Origin of the sequence: Siphonobacter sp. (assembly GCF_048595215.1) — a bacterium.
GTDB lineage: Bacteria > Bacteroidota > Bacteroidia > Cytophagales > Spirosomataceae > Siphonobacter.
The window spans coordinates 41,180-65,601 of the sequence record NZ_JBMDWJ010000195.1; the positions used below are offsets into that span (position 1 = coordinate 41,180).

At 49.5% G+C, this 24,422-nt stretch carries 17 protein-coding genes; 9 read left to right on the forward strand and 8 right to left on the reverse strand.

Translation table 11 applies throughout. The features are described from left to right. Positions 1 to 91: 91 nt before the first annotated feature. Together ACOJTG_RS11615 and ACOJTG_RS11620 are read left to right on the forward strand one after the other, a co-directional pair. Entirely contained in the window at positions 92 to 2,281 is a 2,190-nt protein-coding gene (locus ACOJTG_RS11615) for a prolyl oligopeptidase family serine peptidase (protein ID WP_420153954.1), read from the forward strand. A gap of 138 nt (positions 2,282 to 2,419) precedes the next feature. After that, positions 2,420 to 3,313 carry a phosphodiester glycosidase family protein gene (locus tag ACOJTG_RS11620; protein ID WP_420153955.1) on the forward strand — a complete coding sequence of 298 codons (894 nt, stop codon included), beginning with the start codon at positions 2,420 to 2,422 and terminating at the stop codon, positions 3,311 to 3,313. 640 nt (positions 3,314 to 3,953) lie between these two features. Here ACOJTG_RS11620 and ACOJTG_RS11625 read toward each other — a convergent pair. The 6 genes from ACOJTG_RS11625 to ACOJTG_RS11650 form a co-directional block, all read right to left on the reverse strand. After that, the gene (locus tag ACOJTG_RS11625; protein WP_420153956.1) at positions 3,954 to 4,781 is read right to left on the reverse strand and encodes a tyrosine-protein phosphatase; all 828 of its coding nucleotides are present in this window, start codon (positions 4,779 to 4,781) and stop codon (positions 3,954 to 3,956) included. 40 nt (positions 4,782 to 4,821) lie between these two features. Beyond that, on the reverse strand, positions 4,822 to 7,704 hold the full coding sequence (locus ACOJTG_RS11630) for a TonB-dependent receptor (RefSeq protein ID WP_420153957.1): 2,883 nt from the start codon (positions 7,702 to 7,704) through the stop codon (positions 4,822 to 4,824). 148 nt (positions 7,705 to 7,852) lie between these two features. Then, positions 7,853 to 8,926: a helix-turn-helix domain-containing protein gene (locus ACOJTG_RS11635; RefSeq protein ID WP_420153958.1), complete on the reverse strand. Its 1,074-nt coding sequence runs from the start codon at positions 8,924 to 8,926 to the stop codon at positions 7,853 to 7,855. Positions 8,927 to 9,082: 156 nt separating this feature from the next. Continuing rightward, positions 9,083 to 10,789, reverse strand: a complete 1,707-nt coding sequence (locus tag ACOJTG_RS11640) for an FAD-dependent oxidoreductase (RefSeq protein ID WP_420153959.1) — start codon at positions 10,787 to 10,789, stop codon at positions 9,083 to 9,085. A 5-nt stretch (positions 10,790 to 10,794) separates the two neighbouring features. Further along, the gene (locus ACOJTG_RS11645; RefSeq protein WP_094813161.1) at positions 10,795 to 11,295 is read right to left on the reverse strand and encodes a gluconate 2-dehydrogenase subunit 3 family protein; all 501 of its coding nucleotides are present in this window, start codon (positions 11,293 to 11,295) and stop codon (positions 10,795 to 10,797) included. A 144-nt stretch (positions 11,296 to 11,439) separates the two neighbouring features. Further along, the gene (locus ACOJTG_RS11650) at positions 11,440 to 12,312 is read right to left on the reverse strand and encodes a helix-turn-helix domain-containing protein (RefSeq protein ID WP_420153960.1); all 873 of its coding nucleotides are present in this window, start codon (positions 12,310 to 12,312) and stop codon (positions 11,440 to 11,442) included. A 257-nt stretch (positions 12,313 to 12,569) separates the two neighbouring features. Between ACOJTG_RS11650 and ACOJTG_RS11655 the strand changes: the two genes are divergently transcribed. The 7 genes from ACOJTG_RS11655 (at position 12,570) to ACOJTG_RS11685 (ending at position 22,659) form a co-directional block, all read left to right on the forward strand. Further along, positions 12,570 to 15,644 (forward strand): SusC/RagA family TonB-linked outer membrane protein, encoded by a 3,075-nt coding sequence (locus tag ACOJTG_RS11655; protein WP_420153961.1) that lies wholly within the window; start codon positions 12,570 to 12,572, stop codon positions 15,642 to 15,644. A gap of 155 nt (positions 15,645 to 15,799) precedes the next feature. Continuing rightward, positions 15,800 to 17,398 carry a RagB/SusD family nutrient uptake outer membrane protein gene (locus ACOJTG_RS11660; protein ID WP_420153962.1) on the forward strand — a complete coding sequence of 533 codons (1,599 nt, stop codon included), beginning with the start codon at positions 15,800 to 15,802 and terminating at the stop codon, positions 17,396 to 17,398. A gap of 187 nt (positions 17,399 to 17,585) precedes the next feature. Continuing rightward, entirely contained in the window at positions 17,586 to 18,692 is a 1,107-nt protein-coding gene (locus ACOJTG_RS11665; RefSeq protein ID WP_420153963.1) for a glycoside hydrolase family 26 protein, read from the forward strand. Positions 18,693 to 18,766: 74 nt separating this feature from the next. After that, positions 18,767 to 20,653 carry a sodium:solute symporter family protein gene (locus ACOJTG_RS11670; protein WP_420153964.1) on the forward strand — a complete coding sequence of 629 codons (1,887 nt, stop codon included), beginning with the start codon at positions 18,767 to 18,769 and terminating at the stop codon, positions 20,651 to 20,653. Next, the gene (locus ACOJTG_RS11675; protein WP_420153965.1) at positions 20,640 to 21,809 is read left to right on the forward strand and encodes a glycosidase; all 1,170 of its coding nucleotides are present in this window, start codon (positions 20,640 to 20,642) and stop codon (positions 21,807 to 21,809) included. Before ACOJTG_RS11670 ends, ACOJTG_RS11675 begins: the two co-directional genes overlap by 14 nt. Before the next feature lie 103 nt (positions 21,810 to 21,912). Beyond that, complete coding sequence (locus ACOJTG_RS11680) at positions 21,913 to 22,251, forward strand: hypothetical protein (protein ID WP_420153966.1); 339 nt, start codon at positions 21,913 to 21,915, stop codon at positions 22,249 to 22,251. 24 nt (positions 22,252 to 22,275) lie between these two features. Next, a complete protein-coding gene (locus ACOJTG_RS11685) occupies positions 22,276 to 22,659 on the forward strand; it encodes a hypothetical protein (protein WP_420153967.1) in 384 nt (127 codons plus the stop codon). Between the two features lie 398 nt (positions 22,660 to 23,057). On the opposite strand, the gene ACOJTG_RS11690 is transcribed toward ACOJTG_RS11685, so the two are convergent. Together ACOJTG_RS11690 and ACOJTG_RS11695 are read right to left on the reverse strand one after the other, a co-directional pair. Further along, complete coding sequence (locus ACOJTG_RS11690; RefSeq protein ID WP_420153968.1) at positions 23,058 to 23,987, reverse strand: DUF6607 family protein; 930 nt, start codon at positions 23,985 to 23,987, stop codon at positions 23,058 to 23,060. Continuing rightward, positions 23,984 to 24,421 (reverse strand): hypothetical protein, encoded by a 438-nt coding sequence (locus ACOJTG_RS11695; protein WP_420153969.1) that lies wholly within the window; start codon positions 24,419 to 24,421, stop codon positions 23,984 to 23,986. The genes ACOJTG_RS11690 and ACOJTG_RS11695 overlap by 4 nt, the downstream gene beginning before the upstream one ends. Between the last annotated feature and the right edge of the window lies 1 nt (position 24,422).

A 24,422-nucleotide genomic window follows, 5' to 3' on the forward strand; every position in this document is an offset into this window, starting at 1 on the left:
CTACTCATCTACACCTGCCACTCCGGGTTACATTCTGGGGTATTCTTCACTAATTTTGACACAGTTGTCTCTTCACTTTATTCCCGTTTGTATGAGAATATTACTTGTACTGCTTTGCATGCCCTTTTTTGTCTGGGCCCAAAATGAAAAAATTACGGTTTCCGACCTGACACGAATCAAGTCGGCTTCTTCGATAAGTCTTTCGCCCGATGGCAAACGGGCCGTGTATGCCGTGCAAACCATGGAACCGGATGCCGAAAAAAAATGGGAGTACAACTACCGGACGCACCTCTGGCTGACGGATTTTCAAAACCCATCCCGCCAACTGACCCAGGGCGAAGAAAGCGTGAGTCGAGCCATCTGGAAGGATGCTAAAACCTTGCTGTTTACACGTCCGGTGAAAGGAAAATCGCAATTGTTTCAACTTTCACTGGAAGGAGGAGAACCCCGCCAACTGACCGATTGGAAGTACGGTATTGGAAACCCGATCTTGTCTCCGGACGGATCAAAAATCGTTTTTTCGGTGGGATTAAGTTTGACGGAATTGCTGAAAGACAGTTTGTTCAATCCCTCCAAAGCGGTACCCGAATGGTCGTTTGAAAAGCCGGGTTTCAAGGACAATGCCTTTTTGAAAAGTGATTCGAAAGTAAAGCCGAATCCGGATGGCTCACTAGCTGAAATTCGGGCGTTCCTGAATCAGGACGTAGTCGATAAAAAGGCGAAAGTCATCAACCGACTCAATTTTCAGGGAGAAGCTACGACCCAGCCCGAACTTAACTTCAGTCACATTTGCGTACTGGAGCTGAAAGAAGGAGCCACGCCGAAAGTCCTGACCACCGGCTTTAAGTCGTTTCAGGCTTCCGCCTGGAGTTCTGACGGAAAAGCCATTTACGCTACCACGGGTCAGCAAGCCAACGCTCATCCCGACCGGGAGCAAACTAGCAAGGTCATTCGCCTGACACCGGAGAACGGCCAGATGCAGGACGTTTTTCAGGCCGAAAACCAACGGGCCTTTGCTCCGCTGCCTTCCTGGGATGGACAGCGAATCGCTCTATTAACAAGTCCTTCCGAAGGTGTTAATTTCCCCAAGCTCACAATTATTGCTACTAGTGGATCGGCTCAGCCAGTAACGGTTGAATTTGATCGCTCGGTATCGAACTTGTCCTGGTCGAAAGATTCCAAATATCTGTATTTCAGTGCCCACTCCAATGGTGGCCAGCCGCTGTATCGCTGGAACGTAGCGACGCAAAAGGTTGAACAACTCTCGGATTACGATTCCGGTATGCTGGATTTTGACGTGTCAACGGATAAACTCGTATTCGTAAAAACGCAGGTTTCCGCCCCCAACGAGGTATACTGGATTTCGCTGGCGAAAGCGGCTAAAAAAGGCAAAGCTTCGGATCTGACGCTAGCCGAGTTGAAAACGGCCATTCAGGAGGCTAAGCCTTTTACCTCTCTCAATGACTGGGTAGCGAAGAAAACCCTGAGTATGCCCGAAAAACGGACGTTCCAGAACGAAAAAGGACAGACGGTGGAATACTGGATTATGAAACCCGCGAACGTACAGGCTGGCAAAAAATACCCGTTGTTGCTGAATATGCACGGCGGACCAACCGCGATGTGGGGACCGGGCGAGGCGAGTATGTGGCATGAATTTCAGTATTTCTGCTCGCAGGGCTACGGTGTAGTCTATGCCAACCCGCGTGGTTCGGGGGGCTATGGACTGGACTTTCAGCGGGGTAATATCAAGGACTGGGGTACTGGACCGGCTTCGGATGTACTGCGGGCTGCCACTGAAGCGGCAAAAGAAAGCTGGTCCGACACGGCTCGTCAGGTGATTACGGGCGGTAGTTACGCGGGCTATCTGACGGCCTGGATCGTTGGGCACGATCATCGCTTCAAGGCGGCTTTCTCGCAACGGGGGGTGTATGATCTGACCACTTTTCTGGGAGAAGGCAATGCCTGGAGACTGGTACCTAACTATTTCCAATATCCCTGGCTGGACAAAACCGACCGCGTTCTGGAAGCCAACTCGCCCTATACGTTTGTGGACCAAATCCGGACACCTCTGCTGATCAAACACGGCGAGAATGACTTGCGTACGGGGGTAATTCAATCGGAAATGATGTACAAATCCATGAAAATCATGGGTAAGGAAGTCGAATACATACGCATGCCCGGTGGTACCCACGAGCTGAGCCGCAGTGGAAACGTTCGGCAGCGGATTGATCGGATGCTACGGATTTATGAATTTTTCGAACGTTACGTCGGAACGAAGTAAGAAGTTAAATCCCTGACCTTAAGTGGTCAGGGATTTTTTTTGAAGATCGCTAAACCAGGCTTCACTCCGGGGCGTTCTAGCGGAGGTACGCTTTTTACGCGGTTATCGTACGTAGAGATCCTGTGAAAATAAATAGCTATGAAATATCTGTGTATCCTATTAGTAAGTTGTGCAGGCTTTGCTTCTGCTCAAAGCCGAACGAGTACTGACGACTCGCTGGCGTTGATGAAAGCCACCTGGAATTTTCTGGATGTGGCTCCCGGAGTAACCTGGAAACACGTACATCTGAAAGATAAAGAGCTTTTTCAATCCAATCAGAACATTAATGTGCTGGACACCAAACTGAAAAACCGACGCGTAGTGTTTGGCTTTGTCTCCGCCGATATACCCGATGATTCGACGCGGAAGCTAGTACCAACCAGTACGCTGACTAAAAAAGCGGGAGCCGCTGCGGCGGTGAACGGTACGTTTTTCAACGTGAAACAAGCGGGGTCAGAAGACCTCATCAAGATTGATGGGAAGGTGCTGGATACGACTACGTATGCCTCTGATAAACCGTTGATCGAACATAAACAGGCCGCTCTGACCATTCGCAAACGTAAGGTTAGTATTGAGCGAGCTGCCGATGAGCGGGCGTATGGCTGGGATCAAAAACTGAATGCTCCGAACGTCATGGTAACCGGTCCTTTGCTGTTGTGGGAAGGGCAGCCGGTACCGCTGAAAAAAAATGCCTTCAATGATAACCGTCACCCCCGTACGGCGGCCTGCATTACCCGTGAGAAACACCTTTTGCTGGTAACCGTGGATGGGCGAAATGCTCAGGCAGCGGGGATGTCCTTACCTGAACTGACGTACTTACTGAAACAGTTTCGCTGCGAACGTGCGGTCAATCTGGATGGCGGCGGTTCTACGACGATGGTCATTACGGGTCAGCCTCACGAGGGTGTCGTGAATATGCCTTCGGACAATAAGATCTTTGATCATCTGGGCGAACGGGCGGTGAGTAATGCGATTTTTATTCGGAAGAAGTAAAGGGCGTTTTTTTGTTTGTATAGCCAAATCGAACTCGTCCCGCAGGCACGGTTGGGTAGTAACGTATTCTCATTTCGTGGCGTTTTGCTCTTCTAGCGTTTCGTTATTCACCTAGACGGAGTTGGGTGCTTCAGATAGGGCTGTTCGGCAGCCCGTAAGCCTTCCAGGCAGGACCTCTCCACGACTAACCATTCCATGGGGGCGACAGCCCGCTTTAGGCCACCGAGTTGCGGCTGTCGTAGGTCGTTCCGTTGCTTCCGGGCGGGAGGGGTTTTCTTCTTCTAGTAATGTTTGTTAGCCTTCTCGTAGGCACGAAAGAGCAACGTTATCAGGGAGTAATGTTGGTTAGCTAATCATTACTAATGGTAATTGTTAAGAAACAGTCAAATGCCTTCATGGGCGACATAACCCAGGCCCCGTCCTATCGCGAAAAGCCGCCTACTTCCTTGGCAATGCGGTGGCCTTGAGCAAGAGGAAGTGAGCGGCGTTCGCGATACGGACTAAAAGACCAGCCGCATCCAAGGGACGATATAGTGACCCTGTAATAAAGATTTGATTATTAATCGTTGTTAGGAAATCCCTGTATGGAATGTATAGCCTTCTCAGCAGGACGAAACACGTATCAAGCTTCATAACTCCTTTACTTCAAAAACTTATCCTGCAATGCCCTCCGACGCGGAGCGGTCAACCCCATTTCTTTTTCCAGAAATTGATCCATGCTGCCGTATTTTTTATCGATCGCCTGAAAGGTATTTTCCAGATACGCTGGGTTGGCGTCCAGCATCGAGCGGGCGGCTTCGGGGTCTAGTCCCTGTTGAGCCATGCCCTGTAACATGCGTTCGCGGTCGGCTTTCCAGAACTTATTCGTCGCCTGATAATCCTTCAAAATTGTCTGACGATCTACATTCAGGGCTGACAAAACCAAAGCCGCTCCAATTCCCGTCCGGTCTTTACCCGCCGTGCAGTGAAAGAGTAAGGATTCATCACCCTTCAACGTCAGTAAGTGATCAAACAGGGGTTTGTACTTGGCTTTCAGGTGTTCTGTACTCCGATACGTTTGCAGTAATAAAGTATCTTTCTGCGTACTGTTTTTCATCGCTTCGTAAAACTTCGCCATTTGCACGTGTTCGCTACCCGCGGGTAAGTGTACGTATTGCACGCCCGTCGGGAGACGGTCGGGAGCCTTCTGGACCTCTTCGGGGCTCCGCAGGTCGCAGTCTACGGCAAGGTGAACGGATTCCAGCGTTTTCAAATCCTGATCACTGAGTTTACTAATATCCGCCGAGCGATAGATGCGGCCCCACTGCACCTGACGGCCATCGGGGGTGGGGTAACCCCCCAGATCACGGAAATTAGAACCGCCCTCCAGCACTACGGCCCGCTGTGCGTTATAAACCAGCGTATCCTGCTGAGCAAAAAGGGTTCCTGAAATCAATACGGAAGCAATGAGAATGAATGCCTTTTTCATAGGAATGTTCGGAATGAATAAGAATAGATGAACCTTACGATTAGAAAATGTCCCAGCGAATACCCGCCTGTCCGCGTTGCGAATACCATTCGGTACTGGTAGGGCGTTCGAGTTTGCCCATGTACATGCGAACGGGCTCATTGGTGAGGTTATTCACTTCCACGAATACCCGGAATTTATCACTGATGGTATACGCCGCTGAGCCATCCAGCGTGAAGTTGTTATCGGTCCAGGTGTAGAAATCAGGGCCCAATTGCTGATTGATCGCTTCGACCGAACGACCCCGGAAGTTGCCGGCCAGTCGAATAGTCAAGCCCTTACGTTCGTAGAATACAATGGCGTTGAAGAGAAACTTCGATTGATTAGGAAGCGAAGTCGTTTCATACCGCATTTCGTTATTGACGCTTCGAGGTACCCGTAAGGAAGAGTGAATTGCCGTACCGTTCAGCTCGACACCTAGACCGCTCAGGAAACCCGGCAGAAAGTTAAAGCGACGGAGAATACCCAGTTCCAGACCTTTCAGCGAAGCATTTTCCAGATTTTGGGGTTGGGTGATGAGGGCCTGTAAGCCATTGTAGGTTTCTACCGTCTGATTACTGAAACTGTAATCCTTGATCTTTTTGTAGAACAAGCCGCCCGTCAGCAAGCCGATGTTGTCGAAGTAATATTCACCCATCACATCAAAATTGCTGGCGAAAGTGGGCTTCAGATTAATATTCCCCCGAGAGATACTAATGGGATTGGTCGTAGTGTTAATGTTCTCACCCGGATTTAAATCCGAAAAGTTGGGACGAATGAAGGTACGCGTAAAGGCCGCCCGAAGTACGGATTTTTGCGTCGGCGTGTACTTCACATGAATCATCGGCAAAAAGGCGTGGTAATCATTCTTCACCTTAGTAGGAGTCACTGTCTCTACGCTTTTCGACTGTCCGTTTTCCGTAATCGTTTCCCGTTTGTACGACGAGCCATTCAGTTTTACCGTCGTATGTTCGTTCCGCACCCCGCCAAAAAGCTTAAGTTTAGGCGTTACGTTCCACTCGCCCATGAGGTACAGGGCCAGTACATCTTCCGTCCCATCAAAACGTCCCGTAGCACTCGATATCGGTGAAACATCGCGAGCCTTCGTAGCTTGCTGGAATTCCGGTGAAAAGAGATCGAAAAGCTGATTTTTAGTCAGACTATTCATGGCAAAAGCATCGTACGAACTACCCAGATTTCGAAAGAAATTCTGACGTACCGGAAAATCCGTGCGTTCGAGCTGACTCAGCGGTACCAGCGGAGGGGAGTTGGGAATACCCGCTGCGGCTCCGGGTAAATACACCAGCGAGGTATTTTGGGATTCTTTGTATTTATGACGGAATTTACCGCCCACTTTCAGAGAAAACCGGGACGAAACATCATACTTGACATTGGCTTGAGCGACCCGATCGGCTTCCTTCGTTCCCAACTGAGCAATCACGAGTTGGCGTAACGTTAACTGATCCGGATTCATGAGTTCCGTAGGATCGTTTAGATGGGGAAGAATATGCATCGGATCGTCGCCTACGCCATTGGGCGAATCGAAGGAGAGATACCGTTTGCCATCCGAAGCCTGACCGCCGAAGCCTTTCGTGAGTTTTTGTTTGAAAGTGGCAATGGGTAAGCCGCGTTTATCCTTAGGAAGCGTTGGCGGAGTATCGATGTAAAATTCACTAACGTAGTTGGACGCCGACCAGTCCAGTTTCAACCGCGAGGCCAACTGATGTTCGCCACCCATTTCACCGCCATCAATTCGCGTCTGGTAGTAGGAGTAGCGGTAATTCAATTGGTACTCATTGGTATTGAAAAGCAAATACGACTCGTATACCGGACGAATATCGTTGAACTTGTCGTGTAAGGCCCGCCCGAAGATTCGGTGCTTCTCGTTGAAACGGTATTCCAGCCCAGCGTTAAGTCCGTACGTCTGGCGTTTACCCATGTATCGTTTCAGCAGTAAGCTGTTCAAAGAGTACCGTTGCTCCGGAACTGGCAAGCCCGTGTTGTATGATACCACGTACTCATCCGTTCCCCACTGCCGATCCCAGATAGCCGCCGTTAGCATCACGCCCAGCTTGCCTTTCATAAATCGGTCGCCGTAGGTAATGGAAGCATTATAAGTACCGTCTTTCGAGAAATTGTTGTAGCCACCGGCCGCACTCACGCTCAGCTTGCGAAACTCCGGAGCGACTCGTGTTACAAAATTGATTGAACCGCCAATGGCATCACCTTCCATATCGGGCGTCAGGGCTTTGGCCACTTGTACGTACTGGATGATCTCGGACGGAACGGCATCGAGTACCGCATTCCGGCTACCGCCCACACTGGCACTGGGCATGCGGGTACCGTTGAGCAGGGTAGAAGTCCAGCTAAAGGGAACGCCCCGCACCGTCGCCTGATCAGCCTCGCCGTGGTACCGGGCCACCGCTACGCCGGGCATCCGCTGGACGGCTTCGGCAGCGTTACGGTCGGGTAATTTCCCAATGGCATCGGCGGCCATTACGTCCATCATGGCGAGGGAATTTCGTTTGATACTCATCGCCTTGATCTGTGACGCCGCCATTGTGCCGCGAACCACGACATCCGATAAAGCTTTCCCTTCGGGCGTGAGTTTGATGATGGGAATGACTACTTCGCCCGTCGTTGCCTGCACCGTTAGTTCGGCCGTTTGGTAGCCAATGTAGCCAGCCGCCAGCGTAATCGGTCCGGCGGGTACATTTGTCAATCGGAAGGCTCCGCTTAGATCGGTTACCGTTCCCTGTGAGGTACCTTTCAAGCGAATCGCCGCTCCGGGCAAGGGGCCGTTTTCGTCCTCGATTCGTCCCGTTACGGAGCCCGAATGTTGACCGAATGCAAGGGTCCCGCTCAGGCAAAGCAGCAGGCTAAAGAGTAATGGTTTCAATCGCATAGGGGTGTCGTTGTGTTTCGGCAGCGAAGCTAGGGGCGTGGAAAAAGAAAAAAGTTCAGGCCGATCGGGGCGAACCTGCCCGTTCGGCTTGAACTTTTCGTTCTTGTAAACTACTGGAAATTAGGTATTTGTGAATTTTAACGAATTGTTAAATTTTGGATGGCTCCGAGATGGGACTGCTCAGAAACTGCTGGTACTGCGTGGGACTGTACCCGGTCACTTTCCTGAAATAGGTATTCAGCGTGGTCTTCGACTGAAAGCCCACCTGATGAGCTAGCTCCGCGATTTTTTCACCGGGATGGTTTTTCAGTAAAACGATCATTTCCTGGACGCGGAAATCATTCACGTAAGCGTAAAAATTCTTCTCGGCTTTCTGATTCAAAACCTGCGACAATTGCTGCCGGGAGATTTTCAGGGATTGGGCTAAATCATCCAGCGAAAGATCGGGATTATGGAAGGGTTTTTCCCGTCGCATGAGCTGCTCCAGAGCTTCGAAGTACGTCTGTAGTTGAGCGTCCGAAAGGCCTGATTTTTCATAGGTTTCACGAGCGGTTTCGGCTGGTTTGGACTGGGTATAGTTCTGCGTCAGAAAAAAACGCAGACAAATCCAGCAAATGATCCCGAACGCGAGGTAGGGGAAAAAATGGGCGTCCCAGTGTGTACCCAGCCAGGCATTGAAAAAAGATGTACAGTAGCCTATGAAAACCGAACTCATGAAAAAGGCACTGCACTGGAGTAACAGATTCCGTTCGCGGCGGGATAGCTGCGTATCCGGTACGAGTTTCCAGAGCAACCAGGTCGTATAGCTGGCGACGGAAACCATAAGCAGGTAGACAAATACTTCGAAAATCTGCTGAAACAAAGCCGGATTTTTGCTGGGAATTTGTCCAACCAGGCAGGAAACGTACAGCGTAAAAGCGAAGACAAACGGTACGAGGTGGAGGACTTTATGCGTTCGGGTAAGGGATTTGCCTTTGAACTGTAGATACTGAAAATACAGCAGCGGTCCGTAAGAAAAGGTGGTAAAGCTGTTGAGCCGGCCAAACAGATACGGATCGTTCAGGACCGAGAGCAGAAACAGTTTGACGCCCAGGTGAATACTGATCAGGGCAATCAATGTTTTTAGGTATAAGTACTGACGACTGAAGATGGTCTGCTTGGGTAAGACGTACAAACCAATGAGGGCCTGAGCGAAAGCGAAGGTGGTAATGAGGGAAATCATATCGCTGGATATTTCCAGTAAAGATAGGATTCGTTCCTAGCGGGTCTAAGGCCGGATGGATTAAGAAATTATTACCAAAACCGTAGGCTAGGGCTATAACAAAAGAGGTCTGATACGACGTGTACCAGACCTCAGAATCAGACTTCTATCCTGAAATTACAGGTTTTGCTTCTTCATTTCCTTCACGGCGTAATCAACCGCACGGGCTGTCAGAGCCATGTACGTTAGCGAAGGGTTTTGCGTCGACGTAGAAGTCATCGAAGCCCCATCCGTGACGAACACGTTCTTGCAGGCGTGTAGCTGATTCCACTTGTTGAGCATCGATGTTTTAGGGTCTTTACCCATCCGAACGCCGCCCATTTCGTGAATGTCCAGTCCCGGAGCCTGCTTGGAATCGCGGGTACGGATGTTCTTGAAACCAGCCGCCGTATACATTTCGGTGAACTGCTCGTGGAAATCCTTGATCATCTTCTCGTCATTGTCATCGTAGAACATGTTGATGGCCAATTGCGGGATGCCAAACGGATCTTTCTTATTCGGATCAAGCTGAACGGTGCTGTTCTCTTTCGGGATGGTTTCGCCCATCATGTGGGAGCCTACGTGCCAGCCGCCCCAGGAGGGATTCATCAGGTTTTTCTTCAGATCCGCACCGATGCCGTCCTGATTGGTATACGTACCCCGACCGGCGTTGAAGCCCGCGGCATAGCCCCGCAGGAAGTTGGTCTCCTGCTTATGCACGTTCCGGAAACGCGGAATGTACGGACTATTGGGACGACGACCTTCGGTTTTCATATCCAGGAAACCATCGTATTCGGCTGAAATCGTAGCCCGGTAGTTGTGGAAGGCCACGTACTTGCCCAGCACACCGCTGTCGTTACCCAATCCGTTAGGGAAGCGGTTCGACGTTGAGTTCAGGAGTACGAGGTTGGTATTGAGAGCCGCTGCGTTGACAAAAATGATGCGGGCGTAGTACTCCGTCATTTTCTTGGTATTCGCATCGATCACCCGAACGCCCGTTGCTTTACCTTTTTTCTCGTCGTAAATAATCGAGTGCACGACGGAATTAGGCCGCAGGGTCATTTTGCCCGTTTTGGCGGCCCAAGGAATTGTAGAGGCGTTACTACTAAAATAACCACCGAAGGGACAACCCCGCTCGCAGATGGTACGGTGCTGACACTGAGCCCGGCCCTGCTGGAAGTGAATATCTTTTGGTTCGGTTAGGTGAGCACAACGGCCCTGAATCACGTTCCGGTCCTTGTATTTGCTAGCGATCTGCTTCTGGAAATAATCTTCCACGCAGTTCATTTCGTGGGGCTTCTGAAACTCGCCGTCGGGCAGGTTGGGCAGACCGTCTTTATTACCGGAAATACCAGCGAATTTCTCTACGTAACTGTACCAGGGAGCAATATCCGCGTAACGAATGGGCCAGTCAACGGCAAAGCCGTCGCGGGCGGGGCCTTCGAAATCGAAATCACTCCACCGCTGCGTCTGGCGGGCCCAGAGCAGGGATTTTCCACCTACCTGATAGCCGCGAATCCAGTCAAAGGGCTTTTCCTGCACGTACGGGTGTTCGGCATCTTTCACGAAAAAGTGCGTACTGCCTTCGTAAAAGGCATAACACTTGCTCACGATCGGGTTAGCTTCTTTTATTTCCAGGGGAAGCTGGGTGCGGTGCTCAAACTCCCAGGGGCTCATCATGCCCGTGGGGTAATCGGTTACATGTTTCACGTCCCTTCCCCGCTCCAGTACCAGCGTTCGCAGCCCGTGTTTCGTTAATTCTTTGGCGGCCCAGCCTCCGCTGATGCCCGAACCAACCACGATTGCATCGTATTGATTGGCTGCCGTTGATTCCAGTATAGTCATGATCGTTATTTGCCAGTTGAAACGGGGACGCAGCCGTGGTAAAAGCCGGGTACGAGTTGGTAATGATTGATATTGGTCTGGAAGTACTCCGAAGTGGTAAAGCCGCGAATGGTCAGGCTTTTGACCAGTTTGAAAAAGTCTTTGGTTTCTTCATCGGCTCCGGCGTTCAGCTGATTGAGAAAATTCAGTCGCTGATTGGTATCCATGCCCGAAAACGTTTTGCCTCCTGAACTCTTCTGGGCCAGATCGCTGACCGTGTAAAGACCGTTTTTCAGCGTTTCCTGAGCTTTCGTATCCATACAATCATTGACGATCTTCTGAATGTAAGCGGGAACGCCCAGGCTTTTCGCTCCGGGAATATCCGTTTCCGGAATAATGGTTTCGGCCAGGTCGGCTAGCGTGGATTCTTCCAAAGCGGAAAGCAAGGGAGAACCCGCCACCGTCTCGGGCGTCCAGTGCTGAGCCCAGGAGGGGAGGCTCAGCAGACCGCCAAACGCAGCGGCCATGTTTTTTAATGCGATTCTACGTTCCACAAAGAATGAATTAGAGAGTTAGTTAGTCGGAACCAAAGCCTTTAAGCCAAAGAAGGCTGCAATGGAACCTGATTTAGAGGTTTGATTCAAGTAAAAATAAACGGTAAGCGTGGTATTTTATACAAAGACCCGCGAGCCGGAATAGTTACTCCGAAATTCCCGCGGCGTACAGCCATTTTTCTTTAAAAAGGTACGATTAAAATAGGATAAGTTGTTAAACCCGCATTTATAAGATACCTCGGCGATGGTCTGCGTAGTATCGATGAGCATGCGTGAGGCATGGCCCAGCCGAATCTCGTTGAGACTATCGACGAACGTTTTTCCCGTACTTTTTTTGATAAAACGACTGAACGACACTTCCGGCATACTGGCTACTTTGGCGACATCGGCTAGGGTGATTTTCTTGTCGTAATGGGCCCGCATGTACTCGAAGGCTTTTTCGATACGACGACTATTATAATGAAAGGGATCGTGCGTGAAGGAGGCATTGGAAAGGGTACGCATGTTCCGGGAAATCGACAAATCGTGCAGAATCGACATCAGGTCGAGTACCGAATCAAAGCCGCTCTTCTGGGTAAGGGCTTCCAGCCGGGGCCGTACCGCTTCAATCGTTTCCCGCGAAAACAATACCCCTTTGGCCGCTCGTTCCAGCAAAATCCGAATAAACGTCAACTGATTCCGACGCAGAAATTTTTCGTCGAACAGGTCGCGGTGAAACTGAATCGTAATTTCCCGAATCTCCTTGTTTTCGCACTGGTGCAGAAACCAGCCGTGGGGGAGATTAGTGCCTACTAGTACCAGCTCCAGATCTTCGATCACTTCGGAATGATCGCCAATGATCCGTTTGATGCCGGGTCCACGGGCGATAAAATTCAGCTCGAATTCTTCGTGATAGTGTAGTGGGAAATCAAAATCAGACTTAACCCGGGCAAACAGCGTAAAGCAGTCATGCTGGGTAAGCGGTGTGATTTCGCGGTACAGATTACTCATAAAGCAAAGGTAAAAGAGGTTTTAGCGATTAGCAAAAGTTTTGATAACATAGTATTAGTACAAAGTTACTTTTTGTTTGGTATTCTGTTTGAATAATCAAAGAAAAATATGGCACTATTCGGCGATCATTGCAATTAATCGATATATAATGATAATTTATGACTGATAAAAATGAAAATATGTTCAAGTAAATGATAAAATTGTGTTAGTGCAATGATAAAATTGACGCATACTTTTGTTGCGAAAAATTTGACTCTATGAATCGTTTTAAACTTTATCTTTTCTTCTCAGGATTGATGCTTCTAGGGTGCTTCGGAACTCTATTCGCTCAAAACCGGACCATCTCCGGTACTGTGGCTGACGAGAAAGGGGAGTTACTCCCCGGCGTAAGCCTTTCCATCAAGGGAACCACCCTTGGAACTAACACCAATGTTGAAGGACGCTTTACCCTGAGCATCCCCGCCAATGCTACCACGCTGGTGGTATCTTTTGTCGGTATGCAGACGCAGGAAATTCCGGTCACGAACGAATCAACTTACACGATTGTATTGCAATCCGATAGCAAATCGCTCGATGAGGTTGTCGTTATTGGGTACGGTTCAGCCCGGAAAAGTGATTTGACGGGTTCGGTTGCTTCCATCAAGTCGGAACAACTCACGCAGATTGCTACGCCCAACGTAACGCAGGCCATTCAGGGCCGCGTAGCCGGGGTAGACGTAACGGCTAACTCGGGGGAACCCGGTGGTGCCAGCCGGATTCGGATACGCGGGGTTGGTACAATCAACAACTCGGATCCTCTGTACGTAGTGGACGGTTTCCAGACTGGAGACATCAGCTTCCTGGCTCCTACGGATATTGCTTCCATGGAAATCCTGAAAGATGCTTCAGCTACGGCTATTTACGGTTCTCGCGGAGCCAACGGGGTGGTTTTGATTACGACTAAACGTGGTCGTTCCGGCCCAACCCGCTTTACGCTGGATGGTTACGCCGGGGTACAGAACGCCTGGAACAAACTGAATATGCTGAATGCTGCTCAGTACGGAACCCTTCGTCTGGAAGCGTACCGCAACGACGGAACGGTACTGGACCCGAATGGTGCGGAATATCGTCTACTCAATAATGCCGCTCAAACCAACATGCAGGGTACGGATTGGCAGAAAGAAGTGATGCAAACGGGTTCTATTCAGAACTACAGCCTGAACGTACTGGGAGGTACGGACAAGTCACGCTATAGCCTGACGGGTACGTATTTCGGTCAGGACGGGATTGTGAAGAATTCTTCCTTACGAAAGTATTTCCTGCGTTTCAATAACGATTATACTTTCAACAACTGGTTGACGGGTGGTATCTCCGGAGCGTTTTCCCGTACGAACAAGACGTTTACCAACAATGACCTGTTCGCTGGGGTGCTGACTACGGCTTTGCGGGCGGAACCTATTACGCCCGCCTGGAACCCGGAAACCAATAACTGGGGTCGTACGATTGTATCGCAGGAAAACAACCCGGCTCGTGCCGCGAGTGAAATGTCCGGTAACAAAGGCTACGAAAGTCTGCTGAACGCCAACGCCTACGTAGAGGCTTCGTTCCTGAAACATTTCAAACTGCGTTCACAATTTGGCGTTAATTACAAAAACGTTCACAACAAGCAGTATCTGCCCGAGTTTTTCCTGGACATCAAAGAATTACGTCCCAACAGCCAGTTGACGGAGTATCGGAGTGAGCAGACGCAGTGGGTATCTTCTACTTACCTGACCTACGATAATGACTTTGGTAAGCACCACGTAGGCGGTATGATTGGTACGGAAGCTCAACGCAGTACCTTCGATAACATTGGTATGACGGCCTATAATGTACCGGACAATACCGATCTGCGGTACTTGTCCTCCAGCCGTAATCCAAACGTAATTCCGACGACTACACCGCCTTCGGATGAATCCCTGCTTTCGTTCTTTGGTCGGGCGAACTATAGCTACAACGAGAAGTACATGTTGACGGCTACGCTGCGGTATGATGGTTCTTCCCGCTTCCTGAAAGGAAATCGTTGGGGTATTTTCCCGGCTTTTGCTTTCGGCTGGAACGTAACGGATGAGCCCTTCATGGCCAATATCAAAGCCATCAGTAACCTGAAAGTACGGGCCGGATGGGGTCAGGTAGGTAACCAAAACTCAGCCAATAACTACGGGTACGTAACGACGATTTCTGGTGGTAACCGCTACGTATTCGGCGACCAGATCGTGGAAGGTTTCGCTCCAACGATGGCGAGCAACCCGAACCTGAAGTGGGAAACGACGACGAGCTCCAACATTGGTATCGACGCAGATTTCTTTAATCATAGCCTGAGTTTAACGGCCGATTACTTCATCAAGAATACGGCTGACATGATTGTTCGGGTTCCCGTACCCGTGTTCATCGGCGTAGGACCTCCGTACGTCAATGCCGGTAGCATGCGGAACAACGGTATCGAATTAGCCTTGAACTATCGCAATGAAGTAGGGGCGTTCCGCTACGATGTGGGTGTGAACTTCACGAAGATCAAAAACGAAGTAACCAGCCTCGGTGGGGGTACAGGCATTGAATCGGCCAACGTCATCAGTAACTGGGGTAACATTACCCGTACGTCGGTGGGTCGCGAAATCGCTTACTTCTACGGCTTGAAAACCGATGGGATTTTCAGAACGCAGGAAGAAGCGAATGCCTACAATACAAAATACGGAATTGGTAGCGAAAACCTGGCCAAAGCGGGCGATGTACGCTTCGTAGATGCGAATAACGACGGAGTTATTAACGATAAGGACCGCGTATACCTGGGTAGTGCTACGCCGAAATTCAGTTACGGTTTCAACGCAACGCTGGGTTACAAAAACTTTGATCTTCGTTTATTCTTCCAGGGTGTACAAGGTGTAGAAGTAGTGAATGCACTGGATTACTTTACCCGTAGCTCAATGGGTACCTGGAATTCGGTTACGGATCGCCTCAACCGCTGGACGCCTGAGAATACGAACACGAACGAACCCCGCATGACGGCGAAGGATGCCAATGCCAACTACCGCTTCAGTGATCGTTTCGTACAAAGTGGAGATTACTTGCGTCTGCGGAACGTAACGCTGGGATATACTATTCCGAAAGTGGTAACGGATCGCTGGAAAATGTCAACGGTACGGGCCTACGTTTCGGTAGATAACCTCCTGACCGTAACGGGCTACAAAGGTCTGGATCCCGAAATCGGTGAGTATGGTTACAACCGGAGCTACAACCCACTGGCTGTGGGTGTGGACGTAGGAACCTACCCCCAACCCCAAACCTGGCGTGCCGGGCTAACGCTCAATTTCTAAGATAGTTTTCGGTTTACTGTTTTCAGTTTTCAATGCAAGTCGCAGAGGACTGAAAGCAGTGAACAAAGAATTAACAAAGAGATTTCGGTTTACTGTTTTCACTGCAAGCCTCGCAGAACTGAAAACAGCAAACCGAAAACTGAAAACTGAAAAAAATGAAATTCAAATATATCATCGTGGCTTTGCTGCTGGCTACCAGCGGTACGATGCAGAGCTGCAGCGATTTTCTGGATAAAAATCCGCTGGGCCAGGATACGGACCAGAACTTTTATACCGATCCCAATAATGCCATCCTGGCCGTTAACGCGGCCTATGACGTCCTGGCTTACGACGAAGGAAACGATGGCTTGGGCAACTATGTCAACCACAACTACGAGTGGATGTTCGGGGATGTACTGTCGGAAGATGCCGAAAAAGGTAGTACGCCGGGCGATATGCCTCCCCTGCAGGAGCTGAAGGAATGGCGGGCTACGGGTACCAACACCATCGCTCAGGCCGTTTGGCAAAACATGTTCCAGGCGATTTATCGGACGAACCTGTTGCTGCAAAACCTGGAAAATTCACCCATTGATGCAACGCTGAAAAATCGTTTGATGGGCGAGGCGTACTTCATTCGGGGCTACAGTTATTTCTACATGCTGCGTTTGTACGGCGGACTGCCTTTGTTCACGAAACCCGTGCAGCCTTCGGATTACAGCAATACCAAGCGTTCTACCCTGAGCGAAACGTATGCGTTCATTGAAGCCGATTTCAAGAAAGCCGCTGAACTGTTACCCGAGAAAAATGCCTACGAAGCGGCAGACGCCGGTCGTGCGACCAAAGGAGCTGCCAATGGATTCCTGGCCCGTGCGATCCTGTATCAAATGGGAACCGACAATCCCCGGGGTCATACCTGGAAAGAGTTATACGATCTGACCGATGTAATTGCCAAATCGGGACAGTATGCGTTGACCGACAACTACGCCGCGATTCAGGAAGGTGAAAATGAAAACAATGCGGAATCATTGTTCGAAATTCAGTTTGCCGAATCTAACGTAACCTGGGGTATCCAGCGTTCTGGAACGAACAACAACCAGATTCAGAACAACCGGAATACCTGGGGTTGGGGCTTCAATAACCCGACGCAAAGTCTGGTGAATGCCTTTGAAGCGAATGATCCCCGTAAAGCCGCTACGATCTACAAAACGGGCGACATCGTTACGGGTATCGAGCAGGTGATCAACTTCCCTTCCGAAAACTCAACGGGTTTCCTGAACCGGAAAGCGGCCATCATCAAGCCTACGCAACCTTCGCAGTCGCCGCAAAACATTCGTAAATTGCGGTACGCGGACGTGTTGCTGATGCGAGCCGAAGCCGCCGCTCACCTGGGCAACGAAAGCGAAGCTCGTACAATCCTGAATCAGATTCGTGACCGGGCTCGTAAGTCTACGCTACCTAAAGGTTCGAAACTCAATACCATGACCTACGAACCCGCCAATACGCCCGCTTCGGCTTTACCGCCGATCGCCGCTACGGTAACGGGAACGGCTTTGCTGGACGCCATTTACCACGAGCGTCGCGTAGAGCTGGGTATGGAAGCCCTGCACTTCTGGGATCAGGTTCGTACCGGAACGTACTTTAACTCACTACCCGCTTCGATTCGTTCTTCCGCGATGAGTCATAGCATTAAGGGTTCGGTTAATTCCATCCCGGTACTGCCGATTCCGGCAAACGAAGTACAATCCTGGGGTCTGGAGCAGAATCCGGGGTATTAATTGGGTTGTTGGTTTTTAGTTTTTAAGCAGTCAGGTACATACGATCGATTATTTGTAAACCACTAATCAGATCCGAATCGCACCTCAACGAACGATAGTACTAGTCAGGCAACTAACAACCAATAACCAAACAAAGGCTTCTATTCGAATCGGGTAGAAGCCTTTGTTTTATCTTTAAACGAAAAAAATGATGTTACGTACGGCTCTGGTTTGTTTGACTTTATACGCGGGGAGCCTCGGTGCTCAGACCGCCCCCATTGATAAAAAAGCCACGAAAGAAACCCGGAATCTGTATACCAATTTGCAGAAGCTGGCGAAAAAGGGAACCATGTTCGGCCATCAGGACGATCTGGGGTATGGCGTGAACTGGCGGGCCGAAGCCGGTCGTTCGGATGTGAAGGAGGTCGTGGGCGAGTACCCCGCCGTATTCGGCTGGGATTTGGGCCGGATTGAATTCGATAGTACTCACGAAATCGACGGGATTCCGTTCGAAAGTCAGCGGAAATTTGTGGAGCAGGTCTACGCTCAGGGAGGGGTTAATACGTTTAGCTGGCACCTAAACAACCCAACCGACCCTACGAAAACGAGCTGGGATAAAGTAGATTTCACCATTCGTGCACTCTTCAGTGATTCGCAGGCTCAGCAACGGTACGATGCCTGGCTGGATCGGGTCGCGGCTTATTTCAAAAGCCTGAAAGGACCCAAAGGCGAAGCCATCCCGGTGATCTTCCGGCCCTTCCACGAGCATACGGGTAGCTGGTTCTGGTGGGGGAAAGCCCACGCTACCGTAGACGAATACGTGCAATTGTGGCGATACACCGTCGAGTATTTACGCGATAAAAAAGACGTTCATAATGTACTGTATGCGTATTCGACCGACCGTTTCCCGACGAAAGAAGAATACCTCGAACGCTATCCCGGCGATGCGTATATCGACATCGTTGGTTTTGACATTTACCACCGTCCGCAACCCGGTCAGCCTGACCATTTTGTAGCGAATACGCGTCAAATGGTGGAGATCCTGAAAGAGGTGGGGCAGGAAAAGAAAAAAGTATACGCCATCACCGAAACTGGCCTCGAAAAACTGCCCCAGCCCAACTGGTGGACGCAGGTACTAGCACCGATTATCAAAAACGCGGGTTTATCTTACGTGCTGGTTTGGCGAAATGGCAACCCGGGACACTTTTACGCTCCCTACGCCGGACAAGCCACTGCGGAAGATTTTAAGAAATTTTCCCAGCAATCGGACGTTTACCTCCAAAAGAAAACGGCTGCTGCCCAACTCTACCGCTAAGTATTCGGCTCATGCATGACTCTCCGGAACTTGCCTAACGTATACTGAGTTGGTTAGCTAGCAACGGAGCAATCATGAAATTATCCCTACTGGACTTTTGTATCATCATCATCTATCTGGTGGCAGTCATTGTGCTGGGATTAGTCCTCAAAAAAAGGGCTTCCCGCAACAAGGAGGCGTATATGCTGGGCGGTAAGACCCTGCCGTGGTATATGCTGGGTCTGTCGAACGCCTCGGATATGTTCGACATTTCCGGTACCATGTGGATGGTCTCACTGGCTTTTGTGTACGGACTAAAAAGCCTCTGGATTCCCTGGCTCTGGCCCGTATTCAATCAGGTTTTTATGATGATGTACCTGTCGGTCTGGCTACGCCGTTCAAACGTGACGACCGGAGCCGAATGGATCGGAACGCGATTTGGAAAGGGGCCTGGGGTAACGGCCTCGCATACGATCGTCGTCGTGTTTGCCCTGTTGAGTTGCCTGGGGTTTTTGGCGTATGGTTTTGTGGGTTTGGGCAAATTCATGGAAATTTTTATTCCGTTTGAAAGCATTGCTCCGTACCTGCCGTTCCGCATCGCTCCGGAGTACGTGGGACCTTTCTACGGCATCATCTTCACCGCCTTTGCCGTATTTTACGCCATTTTGGGTGGCATGACGAGCATTGTGATTGGCGATGTGCTCAAGTACGGCATCATGACGATTTCGGCTTTCGTAATTGCCGTCATTGCCATGCAACAGCTTTCCGGTAGAACGCTGGAAGTGCCGCAGGGCTGGTATACGCCCTTTTTCGGTTGGAAACTTGATGATCTGAACTGGTCGGGGATTCTGGAAGAAGTGAATACCAAAATCAAGTCGGATGGTTTTTCCCTGTTCGGAATCTTCTTCATGATGATGACCTTCAAGGGTATTCTGGCGAGTCTGGCCGGACCGGCTCCGAATTACGATATGCAGAAAATTTTATCCACCAAATCACCCCAGGAAGCCGCCAAGATGAGTGGGATTGTCTCCATCGTGCTACTGCCCGTACGGTACGCGATGGTCATGGGTTTGACGGTACTGGCTCTGCTGCATTTCGATCAGCTGGGCTTGCATACGCCGCGGGGTATTGATTTCGAGAAAATCCTGCCTGCGTCCATTTTGCAGTTCGTACCCGCCGGACTGATGGGGCTGCTGCTGGCTGGATTACTGGCGGCGTTTATGGGCACCTTTGCCGGTACGCTCAATGCCGCTCAGGCCTACGTAGTGAATGACATTTACCTGAAATACATCGACCCCGGAGCCAGCAATAGCCGTATTTCCCGGATGAATTACTTCTCTGGACTGGTAGTAGCCAGCGTCGGTATTCTGCTAGGACTGTTCGCCAAAGACGTCAATAGTATTCTGCAATGGATCGTCTCGGCTTTGTACGGCGGTTACGTTGCGGCCAATGTATTGAAGTGGCACTGGTGGCGATTTAATGCCAATGGCTTTTTCTGGGGCATGCTGGCGGGAATCGTTCCGGCTCTGATTTTCCCTTATGTGTTCCGCGAAACACTGAGTCTGTACTATTTCCCGCTGCTGTTTCTGCTTTCGCTGGCGGGGTGTATCATTGGCTCGCTGGTAACGCCGCCGACGGATCGGCAGACGCTGATCACCTTTTACCGGACCGTACGTCCTTGGGGTTTCTGGAAGCCCATTCAGCGACAGGTACAGGTCGAAGACCCCGATTTTCGGCCCAATGAAGCGTTTGGTCGAGACGCCTTTAATGTCATCATTGGGATTATCGCTCAGTGTGCACTGACGCTGGTACCCATGTATCTGATTTTGAAAATGAACGTTGAGCTGACGATAACCCTGGGTGTATTGGGCCTTTGTGTAGTGATTTTGAAGAAAACCTGGTGGGATCGCTTACCGACGGAAGAACCTGCCTCAAAGGTTTCCGCTCACCGTTTAACTAAAACCTTAAATGACCTTTCATGAACGGCTTGCTCAGTTGGAGGAAGCCCACGATAGACTGATCAGACGTCCCAACGTGAAGGCAGATCTGGGTAATGGTCTGTTCGATCGCTATCAGTATCCCATCGTAACGGCTGCCCATACGCCGCTTTTCTGGCGGTATGATCTGAATCCCGAAACCAATCCGTTTCTGATGGAGCGTTTCGGTATCAATGCTACCTTCAATGCCGGGGCCATCAAAATAGAAGACAAGTATCTGCTGATTCTGCGAGTGGAAGGACTGGATCGAAAATCATTCTTTGCCGTAGCTGAAAGTCCCAACGGAATTGATCAGTTTCAGTTTTGGGAGTATCCCATTACCATGCCCGAAACCGATGAACCGGACGTCAATGTCTACGACATGCGGGTCGTACCACACGAAGATGGCTGGATTTATGGCCTGTTCTGTACCGAACGTAAAGACCCGAACGCCCAACCCGGCGATGAATCGGCGGCAATTGCCCAGTGCGGTATCGCCCGGACCCGTGACTTAAAAACCTGGGAGCGATTACCCGATCTGCAAACCCCCTCGCCGCAGCAACGCAATGTAGTATTACATCCCGAATGGGTGAAAGGCAAGTACGCGTTTTATACCCGGCCGCAGGATGGATTTATTCAGGCGGGTACGGGCGGAGGCATTGCCCTGGCCCTGGCGGATTCAATGGAAAAAGCCATCATTACGCAGGAGACGGTCATCGATCCGAAAGACTATCATACGGTATACGAAGTTAAAAATGGTCAGGGACCGGCTCCGCTAAAAACGTCGCTGGGCTGGCTTCATTTGGCTCATGGCGTGCGAAATACGGCGGCGGGCTTGCGATACGTGCTGTATACATTCATGACGGACCTACACGATCTGACGAAGGTGATTTATAAACCGGCGGGTTACATGCTGGCTCCCGAAGGGGACGAACGGATCGGCGACGTATCGAACGTGGTCTTTTCTAACGGCTGGATTCTGGACGACGACGGTACGGTATTTATCTACTACGGCTCGTCCGACACGCGTATGCACGTGGCGACTACTACGCTGGATCGACTGCTTGATTATGTAGTGAATACTCCGGCGGATGGCATGCGGTCGGCGGCTTCGGTACAGCGATTGACGGCTTTGATTGATCGGAATAAAGCTCTGTTCTAATAAATTCAAAAATAATGGGTACAAAAAAGTAGTCTGAGTTTTCAGATTGCTTTTTTTGTGGACTTTATCTTAACCTAATCAATCCATTAATCTATTTTCACGAATGAGTAAAAGTATATTTAAAAAATTATTATTTAGTTATCTGGTCTTAGTATGCGGGTTCACTGTCCAAGCCCAACGCATCTTGCAATTGCCGGAAGAACCACTGGCTATTGAATCTCCTGGATTTATAATTGATACAGTTATTGATGCTCGTCAAATAAAACCACACATTGGCGTAGTTCAGGATGGTAAAACAAAGAATGTTTTGGAGTGTAATTTCCCGGACCAGTTACCCACGTACCTGAAGGGGTATTTACAGAGAAATTTTTCTACTCAAGGTGAGCCGCTTACGTTAATTATTGATGAATTATGGGTTAGCGATGAGAAAAAAGGGTTATGAGGATTATTTGATGTTACTCTAGCCATGACGCTGGCCCGAAAAGATTCATTGGGTAATGTAAAGCGTCTTCGAGCTTACCGCTACGGTTTTTCAGGAGGGACTCGAAATAAAGAAGATTTCTATATGAAAACCCTGCAAAAGTTATTTAAAATGTATCTCAAGCATTTTGCTGGGACGGACTGGAAGAATCAAAAACATGAGTCAGTATTTCAGGAGTGGGCAGGAGAACCGAGAGTAGCAGAACTGTTCGAAAAAAAAGAATTTATACCGGGTGGATATACTACCATTACCGAATTGCTAAAAAATCAGCCTACTATTGCTTTTGCTGATTTGAAGAAACGCTCCTTATTTGAAAATCGAATAGCTGTTAAAGTTTCGAAAGATGTCAAAAAAGGAAGAAACTTTTAGCTTATTCTGATGGTAAACAATTATACCTTAATGCTGAAACATATCTTAAAGGAGCTGACTATTTTGCTTTGGTACGAGAAACGGGAAGGTTTTTTCTAATCGATGATCCATTAGATCCCGTGCAATACGGAGTTAATCATCTAGGGTTTATTGTAGACTTTCTAATGGGTGTAAGTTATGCCTGCAATGACCGGGATATCATAAAAATTCTCTACGAATTTCCAGAAGCGAAAGAAAAGTACTTAAGTAAAGAAAATAGGAAAACGGTAAGTGTCTGGCGTTCCTGCATTGTCTACTTAAATCGTAGCGTATTAGAAGAGTTAAATAAAGAGTAAGCATATAAAAAGGTCCTTACCGGTTTCGGCATGGACCTTTTTATATGCTTACTCGAAAATGAATTACCGTAAACCCACCAACTCCTTATTTTTCAAAAACTTCTGAATAGTAGCCTTGATTTCGGCTTTATTCGCGACTGTCGCTTTCGGAGCTTTTAGGTACGCCGCCGAAAGTTCATCCAGCGACTGATTAAGACTTTTGCCGTCAATTTTCTTTTCCAGTTGAATGCCTTTTTTCTGGGCAATCAGATCACCCCATACATTGCGGACATCCACCCAGAACGTCCGGTGTTTCGTCCACCATTCTTTCGCTGAGTTACAGGCCGCTTCCTTGACGCGGTGGTAATCATTGATGCCTTTTTCGTAGGCAATGATTTTCTCGCCGTCGGGCGTACGCAGGACTTTGGCATTGTCCTGATCGTGCAAGTAGCCGTAATCCGTGATGAGAATGCGATTGCCGCGACGCATCACATTGTAGTCGTTGCGGGTCGTGTATTCGCGGCGGGGCAGGGGAGCGTCGGTGGTATTATCCCAAATATGGCGGCCGTCGGCGTGGAACCAGGTGGCAGAACCTTCGTAACGGGGACTGTCGTCTACTTCAAAAACCTGTTGGGTCCACTGGCCTTTGGCTTGATTAGCGTTTAGGGCTTTGTATTTCCACTCCGCGTCCTGTTCGTACGCCAGCAGATCGGTATTCTGGAATTTCCAGTCTTCCCGCCAGTGTTTGATAATGGTACTGTCGTTGATGACCAGCAGGTGCATCAGTACCAGTTTATTGGGCGTTTCTTCGTCCACGAATACGTATTCCAAGGCACCCATTTCCTTGCGTTCCTTGAATTTGTATTCGCGATTGGGAGAGAACGTTTCGGCGTATTTAAAAGTGATGGCGTGACAACCACATTGACCTTTGATGGCCTGAATGTCAGCAGATTTCTGGGCGAAGGCAGTACTAAGCAGACTACCCAAGGTTAGGGTGAAGATAAAGCGTTTCATTCGAATACGGGTTTCGATTTTTGCTGGTTCGTAAATTGATAATCAGGGGTTTTAAGCCACTTCCAGGATTCAATCGTCAGCAGTATACTCATCAGCAGGACGAAGGTTAACAATAAAAGTTGCGAAGGGTCTCCTTCCTTCAGTTCACCTACGACGTGACTCAGGTGAGCCAGCGTAAAGGGAATGCTGAGGAAGAAGTTTACCCTCCGCCACTCGATAGATTGAAGATAGAGCAGAGCAACCGCCCAGATGAGCGGAAATAATTCAAAGATGAATCGGATGATGACCAGCGACGTGGGTTTCTGTCCATTGGCTCCTTCACGAACAATGTTGATGCCGTAGAATAAATCGCCTACGTGAAAATTGAAGTGTAGGATCATGCACACGGTGGTTAACACCCAGAAGAGCAGAATACGGAAGCGGGAAATACTCATG